General features: G+C 28.1%; 15 protein-coding genes and 3 tRNA genes. 9 read left to right on the plus strand and 9 right to left on the minus strand.

What is annotated here, in order from left to right:
* The first annotated feature begins 23 nt into the window (after positions 1–23).
* The gene (locus tag QIA22_RS03640) at positions 24–176 is read left to right on the plus strand and encodes a hypothetical protein (protein WP_301611838.1); all 153 of its coding nucleotides are present in this window, start codon (positions 24–26) and stop codon (positions 174–176) included.
* A gap of 62 nt (positions 177–238) precedes the next feature.
* Here the strand turns inward: QIA22_RS03640 and rpsD are convergent, their stop codons facing one another.
* From rpsD to QIA22_RS03655, 3 genes are all read right to left on the minus strand, one after another.
* Positions 239–865, minus strand: a complete 627-nt coding sequence (gene rpsD / locus QIA22_RS03645) for a 30S ribosomal protein S4 (RefSeq protein WP_231011797.1) — start codon at positions 863–865, stop codon at positions 239–241.
* 28 nt (positions 866–893) lie between these two features.
* Positions 894–966: transfer RNA gene (locus tag QIA22_RS03650), tRNA-Met, on the minus strand.
* A gap of 81 nt (positions 967–1,047) precedes the next feature.
* Positions 1,048–2,391, minus strand: a complete 1,344-nt coding sequence (locus QIA22_RS03655; protein WP_301611840.1) for a cation diffusion facilitator family transporter — start codon at positions 2,389–2,391, stop codon at positions 1,048–1,050.
* Positions 2,392–2,512: 121 nt separating this feature from the next.
* On the opposite strand from QIA22_RS03655, the gene QIA22_RS03660 reads away from it, so the two are divergent.
* On the plus strand, positions 2,513–2,881 hold the full coding sequence (locus QIA22_RS03660) for a hypothetical protein (protein WP_301611842.1): 369 nt from the start codon (positions 2,513–2,515) through the stop codon (positions 2,879–2,881).
* Positions 2,882–2,903: 22 nt separating this feature from the next.
* Here QIA22_RS03660 and cdd read toward each other — a convergent pair whose 3' ends face one another.
* The gene (cdd, locus tag QIA22_RS03665) at positions 2,904–3,341 is read right to left on the minus strand and encodes a cytidine deaminase (RefSeq protein WP_301611843.1); all 438 of its coding nucleotides are present in this window, start codon (positions 3,339–3,341) and stop codon (positions 2,904–2,906) included.
* Positions 3,342–3,457: 116 nt separating this feature from the next.
* On the opposite strand from cdd, the gene QIA22_RS03670 reads away from it, so the two are divergent.
* Positions 3,458–4,420: a DHH family phosphoesterase gene (locus QIA22_RS03670; RefSeq protein WP_301611845.1), complete on the plus strand. Its 963-nt coding sequence runs from the start codon at positions 3,458–3,460 to the stop codon at positions 4,418–4,420.
* Here the strand turns inward: QIA22_RS03670 and QIA22_RS03675 are convergent.
* Entirely contained in the window at positions 4,398–5,993 is a 1,596-nt protein-coding gene (locus tag QIA22_RS03675) for a glycoside hydrolase family 3 N-terminal domain-containing protein (protein ID WP_301611847.1), read from the minus strand. The two genes, QIA22_RS03670 and QIA22_RS03675, sit on opposite strands and share 23 nt — an antisense overlap.
* Before the next feature lie 209 nt (positions 5,994–6,202).
* Between QIA22_RS03675 and QIA22_RS03680 the strand changes: the two genes are divergently transcribed.
* Both QIA22_RS03680 and QIA22_RS03685 read left to right on the plus strand, forming a co-directional pair.
* A tRNA-Met gene (locus QIA22_RS03680) sits at positions 6,203–6,276 on the plus strand.
* Between the two features lie 13 nt (positions 6,277–6,289).
* On the plus strand, positions 6,290–6,838 hold the full coding sequence (locus QIA22_RS03685; RefSeq protein WP_301611849.1) for a DJ-1 family glyoxalase III: 549 nt from the start codon (positions 6,290–6,292) through the stop codon (positions 6,836–6,838).
* Between the two features lie 69 nt (positions 6,839–6,907).
* Here QIA22_RS03685 and QIA22_RS03690 read toward each other — a convergent pair whose 3' ends face one another.
* Both QIA22_RS03690 and mfd read right to left on the minus strand, forming a co-directional pair.
* The gene (locus tag QIA22_RS03690) at positions 6,908–8,128 is read right to left on the minus strand and encodes an acetate kinase (protein ID WP_301611851.1); all 1,221 of its coding nucleotides are present in this window, start codon (positions 8,126–8,128) and stop codon (positions 6,908–6,910) included.
* Positions 8,129–8,153: 25 nt separating this feature from the next.
* Positions 8,154–11,528 carry a transcription-repair coupling factor gene (gene mfd / locus QIA22_RS03695; protein ID WP_301611852.1) on the minus strand — a complete coding sequence of 1,125 codons (3,375 nt, stop codon included), beginning with the start codon at positions 11,526–11,528 and terminating at the stop codon, positions 8,154–8,156.
* A gap of 96 nt (positions 11,529–11,624) precedes the next feature.
* On the opposite strand from mfd, the gene QIA22_RS03700 reads away from it, so the two are divergent.
* The 3 genes from QIA22_RS03700 (at position 11,625) to QIA22_RS03710 (ending at position 14,757) form a co-directional block, all read left to right on the plus strand.
* Positions 11,625–12,587, plus strand: a complete 963-nt coding sequence (locus tag QIA22_RS03700) for a hypothetical protein (protein WP_301611854.1) — start codon at positions 11,625–11,627, stop codon at positions 12,585–12,587.
* Positions 12,547–14,643: a LysM peptidoglycan-binding domain-containing protein gene (locus QIA22_RS03705; RefSeq protein ID WP_301611856.1), complete on the plus strand. Its 2,097-nt coding sequence runs from the start codon at positions 12,547–12,549 to the stop codon at positions 14,641–14,643. Before QIA22_RS03700 ends, QIA22_RS03705 begins: the two co-directional genes overlap by 41 nt.
* A gap of 42 nt (positions 14,644–14,685) precedes the next feature.
* Positions 14,686–14,757, plus strand: a tRNA-Asn gene (locus QIA22_RS03710).
* Here the strand turns inward: QIA22_RS03710 and rnmV are convergent.
* A complete protein-coding gene (gene rnmV, locus QIA22_RS03715) occupies positions 14,739–15,284 on the minus strand; it encodes a ribonuclease M5 (protein ID WP_301611857.1) in 546 nt (181 codons plus the stop codon). The genes QIA22_RS03710 and rnmV overlap by 19 nt on opposite strands.
* 2 nt (positions 15,285–15,286) lie before the next feature.
* Positions 15,287–16,558, minus strand: a complete 1,272-nt coding sequence (locus QIA22_RS03720) for a M18 family aminopeptidase (protein ID WP_301611859.1) — start codon at positions 16,556–16,558, stop codon at positions 15,287–15,289.
* Between the two features lie 80 nt (positions 16,559–16,638).
* On the opposite strand from QIA22_RS03720, the gene QIA22_RS03725 reads away from it, so the two are divergent.
* Positions 16,639–17,364: a hypothetical protein gene (locus QIA22_RS03725; protein ID WP_301611860.1), complete on the plus strand. Its 726-nt coding sequence runs from the start codon at positions 16,639–16,641 to the stop codon at positions 17,362–17,364.
* The last annotated feature ends 3 nt before the right edge of the window (positions 17,365–17,367 follow it).

Below are 17,367 nucleotides of genomic sequence, written 5' to 3' on the forward strand. Positions count from 1 at the left end.
ATTTATATTTTAGGAGTAGATATATGAAAGATGGAGTTAGAAAGCCTTCGGGCAATAGAGTGTCTTTTAATGCTCAGCCTAATGTTAAAGGCTTGAAAAAGAATAGTGGTTTTTCTTGTTTTGCTAAGAATAATTTGGGAAAAAATTTTTCAAAGGGTAAAAAAAAAGGTAAATAAGAAAAAGTGGCTAATTAAAGCCACTTTTTTGTTACTTTAATAATGCAGAAATAAAAGATATGTTATGCTCTCTTTGAATAATATTCTACAACCATTTGTTCATTAGCAAGCGTAGGTATCTCGTCTCTTGATGGAGCATGCTTTACTTTTATGTTTAAATCATCAGCATTTACTTCTATCCAAGTTGGTAAATTTCTAAGAGACGAAGTTTTTTCTATATTTGATCTTATTAATTTTTTTAGGCTGTCTTTTTCTTTTATTTGAATTTGATCATTTGCTCTTAGTATTATTGAAGGGATTGTAACTCTTCTTCCATTTAATATAATAATACCGTGAGAAACTATTTGCCTTGCGTGTGCTCTTGAGATGGCAAATCCAGCTCTATATACAACATTGTCAATTCTTCTCTCAAGTATTGATAGTAAGTTGTCCCCAGTAACACCGTGATGTTTTTTTGCTTCTTTAAAAGTGTTGGTTAGTTGTCTTTCGCTTACGCCATAAGTAAACTTTATCTTTTGCTTTTCTATCAATTGTTTTCCATATTCTGTGATCTTAGCTTTTCTGGCTTTTCCATGCATTCCGGGAGGATGCGGCTTTTTTTTAAGGAGTTTGTCATATTTTGGCTGCTCAAAAATGTTGATACCAAATCTCCTTACCAGCTTGCCTTTAGCTATTTGTTTTCTATTCATCAATTCCTCACATATTAAAAATAAAGCATAGCAGGGATAGGACTCGAACCTATGACCTTCGGGTTATGAGCCCGACGAGCTACCAACTGCTCTACCCTGCGTCTTACAGTTTAAAATGTTAGCACAACTTTATTATGAGTGTCAATTATTTGTTTATTATTAATTTAATTAAACTAAAATAATTAGATTAAAAAATATATATCATTTATTTCTTTATATTCTTGTTTTATGATTTTTTTAATATCTTGTGTTTTATTTATAAAATTTTTAAAGTCATTTTCTGAATTCAAATTTATTTTGATATAAAGTATAAGTTTGTTGCCTTGATTATGAAAATTGAGTGTTTTAAAGTTTATATGTGAATTTTTTAACGTATCTTTTACGCTTCTTTTAAGATCTATATTTTGTTTTGAGAGCAAATTGTTTGCGTTATTTATTATTACGTTAAGTCCTTCTTTTATTATGATAAAGCCAATAAATATAGACATAATTTTGTCAAAGCCACTCCACATGTAAGTTGCAAGTAGCAAACTTAGTGTAATCCCACCATGTGAGAATATACAGTTTTTATCAGCTGAAGCTAGTGCTAAGAGAAGTTGATTGTTGTATCTTTTCCCTATTTGGAATTTTGTCAAATATTCTATTATTTTCACTATAAAAAAAATGAAGGGGGTTAGTGGTATCCACAAGCTTTTTTTAAGAGATTTATTTGAAAATATTTCTAGTACGTTTTTTTTATCTTCTTCGCTGTGATTGTGGTCATGGTCTTGTGGGTGGCTGTGGTCGTGTTCATATATATCATCATTTTTATTTTTGTTTTGGTGTATGTGTAGATTAAATCCAGACTCCCCCCCAAGAGTGATAAATTTATTTAATCCGGTTGTATTTAAAAATAGTGTAAATCCTGCTACAAGTATGATTATTCCCATGATAAAAGCTATTAAGCTTTCCATTAGTTTGTGTCCATGAGGATAATGGATGGTTTCGGGTTTGCTTGTAATTTTTAGACTAAAGTAAGTTATTGTAGATAAGACAAAGTCGGCCATGACGTGGAAAGCATCGGCAATAAGTGCAAATGAATTAAACAGTATTCCAACAGTAAGCTTGGAAGATATTGATGCTACTTCGGTAAATATAGAGATTATCCCTATTCCCATTACAAATTTATCTTCTTCTATTTCAGATGCTAATTCTTTTTTATATTGAGAATCTTTATGTTCAAATCCCAAGCTTAAAAGCTCTTCTTGTATTTCAGCAATTTGGCATGAAATTGTTTTAAATTTATTTTTTTTACCGTAGTGAATTAAATTACTAATCATTATTCTTTCTATGCCTTCTAATTTAAAATCATCATCAATATAAAAATGAGTTATTTCAATTTGATCAGCTTTTGCTTTTGCCTTAAGATTTGCAATTAATTTTGAATTATTTTCAATATAAATAATGCAGATGTCTTCTTTTTTTAAAGGATCCAGTTTTAAATAATCAAATTTATGAATGTTTTTTAAGCTTATTACCTTGACCATAATTGTAACATTCTCCTAGTTATTGCATAATTTTACTAATGTAACATTGACGCTACATTCTAGCATTTATTAAATTTAAGCTCAATCTTGGTTTGTTAGGGCAAAAGTGAGGGATTATTTTATGCGGCAAGCAGATTTTTTCACAAAAAAATGTAAAAAAATTATTTTAAATAATAATGATTTGCACAGTGTAATTGATAATATTGAAAATATTTTTTACGAGGTTTTAAAAGAGTTTGACAGAAAGTCATTAGAAGATATATTTAATCATTATTATGAAGCTTATGATCTTAATAATAGTTTATACAGCTTTATAGAAAAATTTGTTCCAATTATTAATTTTTTATTATTTGAAGATTTGGAATATAATTTTAATTCTGATGAGAAAAAACTTATTTTAAATGTATTTGATTTATCTGCTAATACTCTTGCAAGCAACAAATTAAATAAGCTTGCAAGTGCTTTGGTTTCTCTAAAGATATTAAATTGATTTAATTTTTTGCAAGCTGCTATTACGTAACTCTTCTTAGTTCTTTTTTATCAAAGGGGGCTTTAAGCAAATCTTTTAATGTATAAATTTTTATTGGTATTTTGTTTTCATTAAATGATTTAGATTCTGTTATTATTATTTTTGTATCTTGATCAAAAAACTCTGACATTACTTGTAGGCATATAGCGCACGGAATAGATTCAGGACTTGTATTGAGCAATAAAAAATCTATTGTTTGTACACCAATTTTTGCAATCATATTTAAAATTGCGCTTCTTTCTGCACAACAAGTTGCTCCAAAGCTTGCATTTTCAACATTTGTTCCAATAAAAAATTCGTTTGCTTTAGTCTTAATGCAGGCACCTACTTTGAATTTTGAATATGGAGAATAGGAATTGTTTCTTGCTTTTTCTGCCATATAAAATGCTTTATCTATATCTTCTTGTTTTAGTGTTTCCACAATTTTCCACCTGTTGTATTTTTTAGTGATTGTGGTTTATTTTATTGAAATATTGTAATATAGTCAATGTAAAATAAGTTAGGAACTTGTTTTATGGAAGGTTTGCGAACTTTATTATGAGAGATGTTATTAATTTTATTAAAAAGTATAATAATTTTATTATTATTGGGCACAAAGATCCTGATTTTGATTGCATAGGTTCGTCTTTAGCTTTATCTTCTTTTCTCTCAAGAATTGGTAAAAATTCTGTTTTATTAAATGAAGGCCCTTTTATTAGAAAAGAAATAATTCCTTTTAAGGATAAGTTTTTATCTGAATGGCCTAATATTGAGCTTTCAGAGTATTCGGTTATTATTTTAGATTGCTCAATTTTAGATAGGATAGGTGATGAATTTGTATTTTATGTAAAGGATATGCCCATTTTAGTAATCGATCATCATATGTCTGGTGAAAGATTGGAATGTGTAGGCTATATTGATCCTTTTGCACCTTCTACTACTTTTTTAATTGAAAAATTGATCAGAGAGTTTGGATATGATCTTACAAAAGAAGAGGCATGGTACATTTTAGTAGGATTTTGCACTGATACTGGGTTTTTTAAATTTATCTCAAGAAGTGATCCAGAGCCTTTTGAAATGGTTGCAAGATTGGTTTCAAAAGGAATAAGTCTTAAAGAAGTTTATAGCTATATAGAAGTCACCAAAAGTCTAAAATCAATAGAAACTCTTAAGTTAATGCTTAACAGCCTTGAATCTTATTGGAATGGTAAGGTTTTGTTTACATTTTTATCTTCTTCTAGTTCTGGCAAAGATGGCGGTGTTAGTGGGGTTAATGAGCTTTTTTATATGATTTTAAGTAATGTTGAGAATAATGAAATTTTAGGTATTTTAAAGGAGATGGAGGATGGTTCTATTATAGTTGGGCTAAGATCCAAAGATTCTTTTAATGTTGGTAAATTGGCAGAAGATTTTGGAGGTGGGGGACATAAAAATGCTAGTGGGTTTAGAATCAAACAAGGTTCTCTAGAGATCGTAAAAAATAGAATGCTAGCATACATTAAGGATAATATTTATTTATAATATTCCTTAAAGGAATGGTTCCTTTTGGATCAAAATCCTTAGTGAGTGTTAAAAATCCAGATTTAAATGCCAGAGGCGTTGTTCCATAAATGATTACTATGTTTTTTATCCAATTTAATTTTTTAATATATTGAGGTGTAAGAGATACAATTACACTTATTTTGTCTTTATATTCTTTTAAATTTTCTAAATATTTTAAGCTTCCGGGCGTTGATAAACTAAAGATAACTTGCTCAAAATTTTTAATTAATTTTTTAATTTCGTTGAGTTTTTTGGGATTAATCCTGTTTAGGGGATAATAGTTGTAATAATAAGCATGTGTATTTTGAAATATTTTTTTGCCTTCTGCAATCATTTTATAGTAAGGAGATATTATGAGGGTTTTTTTAGTTTTAGATATTTCTTTTTCTATTCTTACTTTTGTAATACCCCTTAATGTGTTTTGTTCAAAAAATTTTTCACCTTCTTTTGAATATATTTTCTCATTTTTATTGAAATTAGGATAAAGATCAGATTTATTTTTACTTTCTTTTAAGTATGCCAATTTTATTCTTAATATTCTTTTATTAGACTCAACAATATTATTTTTTATTTCCGAATCTTTTTTCATTAAGTTTAGCAGCATGTTGTAAGCATTTTTTTGTATATTTTCATTTAAAGATATTAAAAAAATATCACTTTTGGTTCTAACTATTCTTTCAATTGTATTGTAAACGCTCTCATTATTGTATTTTGCTGCGTTCATTAATAGATCATCAGTAATTATTATATTATTGTATTTTAATTTCTTCCTTAGTATATCTTTAATTATTTTTGTTGAGGATGATGCAGGAATATTTTCTCCATTTGTGAGCTTTGGATATGCTATATGTCCTGTCATTATTACTGGAATATTTTCTTGGATTAATATTTTATATGGTAAAAGTTCATTTAAGTTTATTTCTAGTAAATTAGAATTTATTATTGGAATATCTATGTGGGAGTCAAGAGTGGTGTTGCCGTGTCCTGGGAAATGTTTTGCAGTAGAAATTATTCCTCCCTGCTTTTGTCCTTTGTAGAAGGCCAGGGAAAGAAGTGATACTATTTTAGGATTGTCCGAATATGTTCTTGGGCCTATTGTGAAATTATTTTCATCACTATATATATCTACTATGGGTGCAAAGTTTAAATTTATTCCAATTCGACTTAGCTCTTGTGCTATGTAATATCCTGTATTATAAGAATCTTTTGGAGAAAGAGATGCTGTAATTCCAAGATTGCCAATTGTTTCTGATGTATTTGATTTTATGTGCTGTGTCCATCCACCTTCTTGATCTGTTGCTACAAATAAAGGAATTTTAAATTTATTATTTTGAGATGCTTTTTGAGCTTTATTAATACTTTCTGTTAAGTTTTCTAAATTTTTTGCGTTCCATCCAAAAATTTTAATTCCTCCAAGGTTTTTTTTACTTATAAAATCAAGAACAAAATTTGTTATTGATTGATTTGGATAACTTATCATGAACATTTGTCCTAGCAGCTCATGATCTTGCATTTTGCTTACTATTTCATTTATTAGTTTTTCTCTTTCCATTGTATCCCAAAAATCAATGGAGAAGCAGTTGTTAGTTATAAAAAGGATAATAAGATAAAAATTTCTTTTCATTTAACCATAAAATAATAAATGCTAATATATTGTCTATGTTTATTAGCAAATCATTTTGTATTATACTTTATAATAATGCTTTTTAATAATAGCATTGACAAAGCATTATTGAATTTATACACTTAATAAAGGTTTAGGCTGATGTAGCTCAGTTGGTTAGAGCACTCGGCTCATATCCGAGTTGTCGTGGGTTCAAGTCCCTCCATCAGCATTAGGGGTTGTAAATGGTAGTGGGGATTATTCTTGCAAATGGCTTTGAAGATATTGAGGCCATAGTCCCGATTGATATTTTAAGACGGGGCAATGTTAATATTCAAGTTATCAGCGCAAATGATAACAATGTTGTGATAAGTTCAAAAGGGGTTTCTTTTTTAACAGATGATGTAATATCAAACTGTAAGGAAAATTGTTTTGATTTAATAATCCTTCCAGGAGGCATGCCTGGAGCTACTAATCTTTTTAATTCAAAAGAATTAGATTTAATTTTAAAAGATATGAATGCTAGAGGTAAATATATTGCAGCTATTTGTGCTTCTCCAGTGGTAGTGCTTGCTGCTAAAGGTCTTCTGGGGCTTAATAAGTTTACGTGTTATCCGGGTTTGGAAAAAAATGTGCTTGATGGTGAATTTGTAGATAAAAATATTGTTATAAGCAATAATTTTATTACTTCTAAAGGTGTTGGAACTTCATTTGAATTTGCTTTTACTCTTCTTGAAATTGTAAAGGGGAAACAAGTAATGGAAAATGTTAAAAAGGCAACTTTACTTTGCTAGAATTAAATGTAAAACTATTTAAAATTATTTCAATAAATAAACCAGATTTTAGGTTTTAAAATTAAAAAATCATAAATTTTTTGGAATTAAATTATAAATGTTTTCAAGAATGGTTAATTCCTCATTTGTTTTTATTACCAGTATTTTTACTTTGCTATTAGTGGTTGATATTTCTTTAGATTCTAAATTTTTGTTTTGGGCCATTTCATTTTTTTCAAGGTCCAGCTCTATTCCAATTTTTTCAAACCCTTTTAGGGAAAGATCTCTTATTTTATAATCAACAATTCCAATTCCACCTGTAAAAACTATTGCATCAATATTAAAATCAAGAGCAGCAATGTAAGATCCGATATATTTTTTTATTCTATATGTCATTATATCTATTGCAAGTTTTGATTGATATTCTCCTTCTTCAATTTTGTTCCAAATATCTCTCATGTCGTTTGATTTTTCAGAAATTCCTAGTATGCCGCTTTCTTTATTTAATATTTCTTCAATTTGTTTGGTGGTTTTATTTAATATAGTGCTCATCAAATTAATAATTGATGGGTCTATATCACCGCTTCTTGTTCCCATTGCAAGCCCTTCAAGCGGAGTAATTCCCATGCTTGTGTCATAAGATTTTCCATTTTTAACAGCATTAATGCTTGCTCCATTTCCAAGATGTAATATTATTAAATTTAGATTATCTATTTTTTTATTTAAAATTTCTGAAGATCTTTTTGTTATGTACGAATAAGAAAGGCCATGAAAGCCATATTTTCTAATATTGTATTTTTTATACCAAGAATATGGAATTGCATAAAGAAAAGCATGTTCTTTTATAGTTTGATGCCATGAAGTATCAAAGCATAAAACTTGTTTTGCATGTGGTAAAATTTTAAGCACTGCTTCTATTGCGATGATTGCATTTGGGTTGTGAAGTGGAGCAAGTTCAGAAATTTGTTTTAATTTATTTAAAATACTGTTTGTAAGAATTACTGAATTTTTAAGGCTTGAGCCCCCATGTACAACTCTGTGTCCTATTATTTCAATTTCATTAATGGTTTTAAGGATGTTTAAATTACTGCTTAATAACAATTCAAACATTTTCTCTATTGCTTTTTGGTGATTTTCAATTCCTTTTTCAAATCTTTCTGTTATTGATCCGTCAGTATTTATAATTTTTATGATTGATTTTTGTGATTTTATTTTTTCAACAATTCCAGATATTATTTTTTTTGAATTTTCATATTGATAAATAGCAAATTTCAATGAAGAACTTCCTGTGTTTATTATTAATATTTTCATTTTTTTTCCTTTTGTATTTGACAAGCTATGTGTTTGTTTTTAGTAAATTAATATTTTTATATATGTAATTTATTTTCTCAGATTTTTCAATATTTTTAAAGCTTAAAAATATTGATTTTTGATATGAGGGATTTAACATTAATAAATTAGGATATTTTTGAAGTATTTCTATTATTTTTTCCATAGGGATGCTTTCTGCATTTTTATATTCTATTTCCAAAGTTCTGTTTGTTTCTTTTAATTTTATTATGTTTAAATCTTTTGCTAAAATCTTAAGTTCAGCCAACATTAATAGACTATTTATTTCTTTAGGTATTGGGCCAAATTTGTCTTGCAGCTCTGATATTATCTTTTTACTTTCTTCTTCAGTTTGAATTTCAAAGATTTTTTTGTAGATTAATATTTTATCCTGTTCATTTTTTGCATAATTGTCAGGAATAAAGCCACTATAGTTAATTTCAATATCAACTTCTTTTTCTGATGATATTTTTCCCATTTTTTTTTCAATTGCTTTGTTTAGCATTGTTAGATAGTAATCTAATCCAATCGACTCAATCTCCCCGTGTTGTTCTCTGCCAAGTAAATTCCCAACACCCCTTATTTCCATATCTTTCATTGCTATTTTAAAACCTGCTCCTAGATCTGAAAATTCGGTTATTGCTCTTAGCCTTTCAATAGAGCGTTCATTTAGCTTTTCGCTATCTTGGTATAAAAAATAAGCATAAGCTTTTTTGGATCCTCTTCCAACTCTTCCTTTTAGTTGATATAGCTGCGCAAGTCCAAACTTGTTTGCATTATTTATTATTATTGTATTTGCATTTGGAATGTCTATTCCATTTTCAATTATTGTTGTTGCTAATAAAATTTGATATGCTTTTTTAATAAAATTGTGCATTATGTTTTCAATCTCATCTCCTGTAAGTTTTCCATGAATTATTGCAATTCTTGCATAAGGAGTTAATTTTTCAATAAGCGTTTTTAAATAATGCAGTTCTTCAATATTGTGATTTACTAAAAAAACTTGACCATCTCGAGATAGTTCGCTCTCAATTGCATGTTTTATTAAAAGTTCGCTAAACGATTCTAAATAAGTTTCTATTTTTACTCTGTTTTTAGGTGGAATTTTTAAAACGGAAATATCTCTGAGCTTAATTAGTGACATGTGAAGAGATCTAGGAATTGGTGTTGCAGAAAGAGCAAGACAATCAACAGAAATTTTTATTTCTTTAAGTTTTTCTTTTTCTTTTACGCCAAATCTTTGTTCTTCATCAATTATTATTAATCCTAAATTTTTGCAAGTGAATTTTTTTGAAAGAATTTTGTGTGTTCCTATGATTATATCAATTTTCCCACTTTTCATTTCTTTTAAAATCCGGGTTTCTGTGTTATTTTTGATAAATCTGCTTAATACTTCGATTTTGATTGGAAAATTTTTAAATCTTTTTTTGAATGTATTGAAATGCTGTTCTGCTAAGATAGTTGTTGGCGAGAGTACAATTACCTGTTTGTTTCCCATTACGGCTTTAAAAGCAGCTCTCATGGCAACTTCAGTTTTTCCAAATCCAACATCTCCACAAAGAAGGCGATCCATCACCTTAAAGCTCATCATATCTTCTTTTATTTCTTTTATTGCTCTTATTTGATCTTGAGTTTCATCGTATGGAAATTCAGATTCAAATAACAATTGTAATTCGCTATCTTCTGGATATTTAATGCCCTTAATGCTTTCTCTTTTTGAATAAAGTTCTATTAATTTGTCTGCAATCTCTTCGATTCTTTTTTTTGCGTTTGCTTTGTTTTTTATCCATGTTTTAGAGCTGATTTTGTCTAATTTAATATTTTTAGGATCACTTCCAATGTATTTTTGGATTAAATTTGTTTGTTCAATTGGAATGAAAAGTTTTTCTCCTTCAGCGTATTCAATCTCAATATAATCCTTTTCAAGAGAGCTTGTTTTTATTCTCTTTATTTGCCTAAATATACCAATTCCATGGTTTATGTGAACTACATGGCTATTTTTCTCAATCTCAACGAAAGAGTCAATAGCTTTTGTTTTTGAAGATTCAAAGGTTTTGTTTATTTTTTGTCCTGTATTGAAAATGTTTGATTCAAGAATAATGGCAATTTTTTCTTTTTCTATTATTAAAGAGCTAGATATTTTTAACACCTCAATTGATACTTTTGGTAATTCTTTAAAAATATATTTAAGTTTTTCTTTTTGTGATTCAGATTCTGCTGCAATAATGATTTTAAATCCATTTTTTAGCCAATTTTCAAGTTCCTCTTTTGTAAGCGCTATATTTGAAAAAAAGTTTCTCTCACTTTCGATTTTAAATTCTATAATTTCTTTGGATTTAGGACTTTTAATCTTTGAAAATAAAACATCACTTTTTAGATTAAAGGTTTTAGAATTTAAGAGAATTCTTTTTGGATCAATTATATTTTTACCAGCTTCTTTTGCTTCTTTATAAAGCTTTTCATATTCTTGGTGTATTTTTTCAATTTCTTTTTCGAAATTATTAATTTCAAAGTTTATAATAGGTGTGTGTTTTTCAATCTCATCAATTAAGTAAGTATTTGCTACTAGTGGGTAAAACATTTCTTCTGTTTTTGTTTCTTTTTTAAAATCTAACTCTTCAAGAATCTTTTTATATTCAGCAGATTTAATCTTTGTTTTTAGGGTATTAACAGTTTCTTCGTTCCAAATAATTTCTTTTTTTGGAAGAATTTGGAATTCTAAAATTTCATTATCGTGTTTTAATTGGGTTAAGGGATTAAATTTCCTTATTTCTTCTATTTTGTCAAAGTTTAGTACAATTCTTATTGGATTTTGCTCTCCAAAGGGATATAGATCTATAATTTCTCCTTTTATTGTAAATTCTCCCGGAATTGTTACTCTGAATGTTTTTTCATATCCCAATGTTATAAGAGTTTTTTCAATGTTTGCTGTATTAATATTGGTATTTTTTTCAATTTTATATATATTTGTTAGCAATGTATTTTTATCGGGTATTTTGCTAAGCAATGATTTTAAGACCGTAATATATATTCCAGGATTTTTTTTATAAAAATTGATTAAAAATTTGATTCTTTCGTTAAAGATCGTATTTTTTGAGCCAATACCCTTGTATACAAGGGGGCTAAAATAGTTTAGCTCAAAGATTTGATTTGTAATTACCTGTAAATCGTTTTTGATTTTATCTAAAGTGTGCTCGTCTTTAACTATTAATATTATTTTTTCAGCTTTACTATATTCTTTGATTTTTTTAATTAAAAAAGCTTTGAAAAATCCTTCGTATCCTGTTAATGAAAAAAATGTATTTTGTTCTAAAAATTCTTTCATTTTTTTTAAATTGGAGTTATTTTTTAATATTGTTGTTAGTTCTTCATCTATATTCATTTTTTACCTTTTTGTTTAATTAATTTAGTATAATAATATACTATAGGTATTATTACTTTCTTTATATATAATGTGTTTAGGTTTTGAGGGGAGCTTATGAATATTAGAAAATTGCTTTTTTATATCTTTTTTATGAATATTTCTTTTGTTTTGTTTGCTGGAGATTACAAGGGCCTTGATTTTAAAATCAAGTTTTTCAATCAATCTATTTATCGTGTCAATAGCAATGTTTTTATTGAAGTTTCTCTTAGCAATTCATCTGAGAGTGTTTTAACTTTAGAAATAGGCGATATTAATTCTTTTGGCTTTGATTTTGATGTTACTGATACCACCAATATTAAAGTTAAAAGACCTATTGAGTATGTTAAAAAGAGATCTAAAAATGTTGCAATTCCTGTTAGAAATATGAGCTTGAGACCTAATGAAAAATTTTCTGTAGTTATTAACTTAAATCAATTTGTTAAGTTTAGTAAAGATGGAGTTTATTTTGTTAAGGGTATTTTTTTCCCAGACATTTCAGATCCATCTAAGAAAAAAGAATCCAATATTATTACGCTTTTTTTAAATGATGGTTTTGATGAAGATCCGGGCAGTATAGATCTTGTTAATTTATCTGAAAATAATGATATTCAAGATATCTTGAAAAAGAAAAAATTGTCTCCCGATGAGATTGTCACATATTTGCTAAAGGCATTGCAGCTTGGGAAAAAAGAAAAGTTCTTTTTATATCTTGATATTGAAGGTTTGTTATTAAATGACAAAGGCAAGGCATACCTTTATAAACAAAAGTTATCACCTATCCCTAATAAAAATGTAGTTGAAGAGTATAAAGAATATTTGTGGAATTCTAATAATTCAGATATTTCAAAAGCACCAAATAAATTTTCTATTATTGAGACGACTTATTCTGATACTTCGGGTAAGGTGATTGCTGATTTGTATTTTGACGATGGGCAATTTTATATTTCCAAAAGATATACTTTCTTCTTCAAAAAATATGATTATTATTGGATAATTTATGACTACATTGTTCAAAATACTGGCATTAAGGAAAAGTAAAACTTTTTGTGTTTTGCAAATTGTAGAGCTTATTATATTATTTTATTTTTTGATAACAAGCCCTGTAAATCTTAATGCTGATTTTGAGTATAAGGTTGTCAAAGGAGATACTCTTTTTTCAATTGCAATTAAGTATAAAGCCAAAGTAAGCGATCTTAAAAGGGTTAATAAACTTCGTGTTGACAATATTAAAGCAGGTCAAATATTAATTATTCCAAGTGATTCTAATTTAGGTCAAAACATTACCTATAAAGTTAATCATTCTTTTGGTTCGCTAGAATCTGTTAATAAAGGGGTAATTTTTTACACCGTAAAAGAGGGCGACACTATTGAGAGCGTCTCAAAGCTTGTTGGGCTAAGTCAAGAAGAGATAGTAGCCTGGAATGATTTGCGCTCTAAAGATCTTAAGGTTGGAATGAAACTTGTATTAACCGAGCCTGATTTTTTAAAGCCTTATGTGGTTAAGAAAGGTGATTCACTTTCAAAACTTTCTCAGGATTTTGATATTAGTTCTAAGGATATTTTAAAATTTAATTTTCTTAATGATGATAAATTAAGGATTGGTCAACAACTTTTCTTAAAGAAAGCTACTAAAAATGTTAATTTTCATTATGTTAAAAGAGGGGAAACTCTTGGCAGAATAGCTTATATTTATGGTGTTACTGCTAAGGATCTTGTAGCTCTTAATGGTAATCGAGCTGTTAATCTTAAAGCGGGTTCATTGTTAAATGTTTTAAAGATTGTAAATAACGATTTGGAAAAACCTGTTAAGGGAGATTTAAAAATTGAGAAAAAAATAGATAATAAGTTTATCTATCATTCAGTTGCTGTGGGGGAGACTTTGTATAGCATTGCCAGACATTACGGGGTGTTAATTGAAGATCTTAAAAATTGGAATAATTTAAGCAGTAATAATATTATGCATGATCAAAAATTGAAAATTTTTGATAAAAAACTTTTAATTGATTCTTCTATAATTAAAAATAAAAACGATTTATTTGTTAAAAACAAGGTTGATTTTAGCTCTAATTCTTCTAATAAAGTGCAAACAATAGTTAATCTTCCTTCAAGTAAAAACAAAAAGCTAAATTTAAATACTTTTGGAATTACTGCCAATCAAGATCTTTTTGATATTAGCTCTTTGGTTATTTTAGACTCCAAAATACCAATATTTGAGGTTGTTGGTGATTTCTATTATTGGTATAAACCAAGAAAGATAAGTCAGCCAAGTGAGTTTTATTCAGAAGATTGGCATTCTCCTTTGAATTCTTATAAAAAGGCAACGCAACTTTTCAAAAGTTTTGAAAAGTTGGTAAATTCTAGGTTTAATAAAGGATCAAGGCTTAAAGATAAGTTAATAATTCTTGATCCAGGTCACGGCGGTCTTGATCCTGGAGCTATTGTTAAATCTAGAGATGGTCTTGGAAATGAAGTTTTTGTTGTTGAAGATGAATATGTGTATGATATTGCCCTAAGGCTTTATGTATATCTTAAAGAAGAGGGAGCTAATGTTGAATTTACTATTTTAGCCCCTGACCATTTAATTAGGAATAGTGTTTTTGCTAACAATACTTTTGTTAATGTTAAAAACGAGGTTTACAATGATTATGATTTAAATAAAAATGATACTGTTGATTCTTGGATAAGTGGCACTCCATCAGGACTTAAAAAAAGATTGGTCGTTGTTAAAAACATTGTTAATAAATATAAACATATTAAAGATAAGGATATAGCTTTTTTTAGTTTGCATGCGGATAATAGTGTTGGAGCGCCCAAGAGTATGGGATTTTATTATCAAAAAGATGACGAGAAAAAATATGATATTCATTCAAAGTCTGCAGCAGAAAAAATTACAGAAGGAATGAAAAGAAGTTTTTATATTAAGGGTCAAAATCTTCATGTTTTAAGAAACAATATAGTAATGACAAAGCTTTTAGTAGAAGTTAGAAATTTAGCATTTCCAGAGGAAGCTTGGTCTATTAGATCTTCTAAGCTTAGAGATCAAGATTCCAAAATTCTTGCTAATGGGATTTTAAAAATATTGGAAAATAATTGACAAAAATTTTTAAATTTAAGATAATATTTCTAGTGTTCAATTTCCCCTATAGCTCAGTGGTAGAGCGGGTGGCTGTTAACCACTAGGTCGGAGGTTCAAGTCCTTCTGGGGGAGTTAATTAACGTCAATTGGTTTTTTAGGTCTGTTTTTGTTATTTTGAAGTAATTAAGTCTTTCTAAGAGTTTTTTACTATTCCCATGTCCTAAACAAAGGTGTTTTTGTATTTTTTGTCTATTTTCTTTTGAGTTTTCTCCTATTATGCCAAGTTCTAGTAAATCGCTTAATGTTAATAAATCTTTTTGATTATCTTTAGATAAAGTTCCAACCCCTTTAAGTATCTTTATTATTTCTGCTTTATTTACTGATTCTACCTCAGTGTCTTTACTATTAAGATATGCATGTTTGATTTTATTATTTTCTCCCAGATGTTTGACTATTTTTTGTCTAATAATATTTCCAGATTTGTCGCTGTCTGTTAAGATTATTATTCCTTTGTATTTTAAGGCTTTTTTTAATAATTTAATAGTTTCATTTTTTAAAGCAAATCCTTTTGTTTCTATTACTGTGCAATCAAAAGATTCTTTGATTCTTTTAAGATCATCTTTTCCCTCAACCACAATTATTTCTTTTATTTTTTCCAATTTTAAATTCCTTTTTCAAAGAAAGCCCTTAGCAATTTAATTGCCTCTATGTGGTCAGCTATTGATACTGTTTCACGTAGGGAATGCATTGCCCACATTGGTGTTCCAATGTCAATAGTTTCTATCCCTGTTCTTGCATTTGAGATTGGACCAATTGTTGTGCCCGAAGGAACATTTGCTTTCATTATTATTTCTTGAATCTTAATATTATTTTTAATAGCCAAATTTTTTAATTTTGCAAATCCCGTTGAAGTTGTTGCATATCTGAAATTGGCACTATTTTTTACAACCATACCCCTTCCTAGAGTTGCTTGATAGTTTGGATCATGTTTGGATGTATATCCCGGATGAATGCCGTTAACGCTATCAATTGAAATATTAAATGATTTGTTTGTTTTTATTAAATGCTCTTCTCTGGTTAAATTAAGAGCAAGATCGATTCTTTCTAAAACTTCTGATAAAAAATTTGAATCAGCGCCTCTTGAGGTTAAAGATCCTATCTCTTCGTTGTCAAAAAATACAGCTATTTTATTTTTATCATTGCTTGTATGAACATAAGAATTCATGATCGCATGGCATCCCGATTTGTTGTCAAGATTTTTAGAAGCCAAAAATTCTCCTTCAGTTCCTATTATTTTAGAAGGTTGTGATTCTGTAAATATTAGATCACAAGATAGAAAATCTTTATGTTCTATTCCAAGTTGTTCTAAGATAGTATTTTTTAGTGGTTTTTTTGTGCTACTTATTACTGTTAAATTGTCATGAGTATTATATTTGAATCCTTCGTTAATTTGTCGGTTTAAATGTATTGCAAGGTTTGGAATAATTCCTATGTTTTCAATATTTATTAATTTTGAATCAATATTCTCATTTTTTTTGAAATATACAATTCCTGCTAAGCTTAAGTCTCTATCAATCCAAGTAGAAATTATTGGACTACCATAAACTTCAATGCGGTTGTAAAACACTCCACTTGTTTTTTCTGTTGCGTCTATTTTTAATTTTAATCCCGGACTGTCTGTGTGTGCTGTTGCTATTAGAAACGGCTCATATTTTTTTTCAACATCAATATTAAAGGCAATAAGGCTAGTTCCTTCTTTTTTTATGTAATATGATCCTGTTTCAATTTTCCATTTTTCTTCAAGTTTTAATTGTTGTGCATTAAAATAATTTATTAATTTCTCTTCAATATAGTTTACCAGGTGATAAGGGGTAGGGCTATTGTCTAGCAGGCTTTGAAAAAATTTTGGTTCTAGTGTTTTATCGTGCACCATAGGCGGTCTCCTTTAATTTTATTGCTTTATAGCTATATATTCTATTATAATAGTTTTTAACTGTTAGTTAGGAGTTTGTTATGAGAAAATGTTTTATTAGCTTGAGTTTATCGATTATTTTTTTTGCTTGTAGTTCTAATGTTGAAATTGAGTTAAATGATGATATTAGTGGCATTGCTTCAATATTTGTTAATGTTAATAGAGAATTTGAGAAAATTAGAAAAGAACTCTTAACAACTTTAGTTGGAGAAGAAATTGCAAATATGCCTCTTTTCCCTGTAGATGAAATAAAAAAATACTTTAAAAATGGAGGGGAAAAGCTTGGACTTAAGCTTTTAAGCATTAAAACCCAAGGAGATTCTATTAATTTGGTTGTTAAGTTTGATAATTTGATTAAAATTTTGGGCGATTATATGAAAAAAACTGATATATCTGTGTTTAAGATAGAAAAAAAAGATGGTAAAAATATTATTGAACTTGATATTAATTTGGAAAACGCTACTAAAAATATTAATGAAAATAAAGAATATATTAGCGATGCACTTGCTGCTCTTTTGCCATCGGATGAGATTCCAATGTCTGCCAAAGAATATAAAGATGTTTTGGTTTATTTTTTATCGGATTTTACTTCTAAAGCAAGCGAACTTATTGACAATTCAAAACTTAATCTTATAGTTAAGACTTCTAGGAATGTTCAAGAACAATTTGGGTTCAAACAAATTAACTCAAATACACTAAGGTTTGAGGTAGACATGGTTAAAGGATTAAGTCTTGAAACACCAATAAAACTTAGATTAGTTTATTGACTA

The sequence above is a fragment of the Borreliella kurtenbachii genome (assembly GCF_030437945.2).
Taxonomy (GTDB): domain Bacteria; phylum Spirochaetota; class Spirochaetia; order Borreliales; family Borreliaceae; genus Borreliella; species Borreliella carolinensis.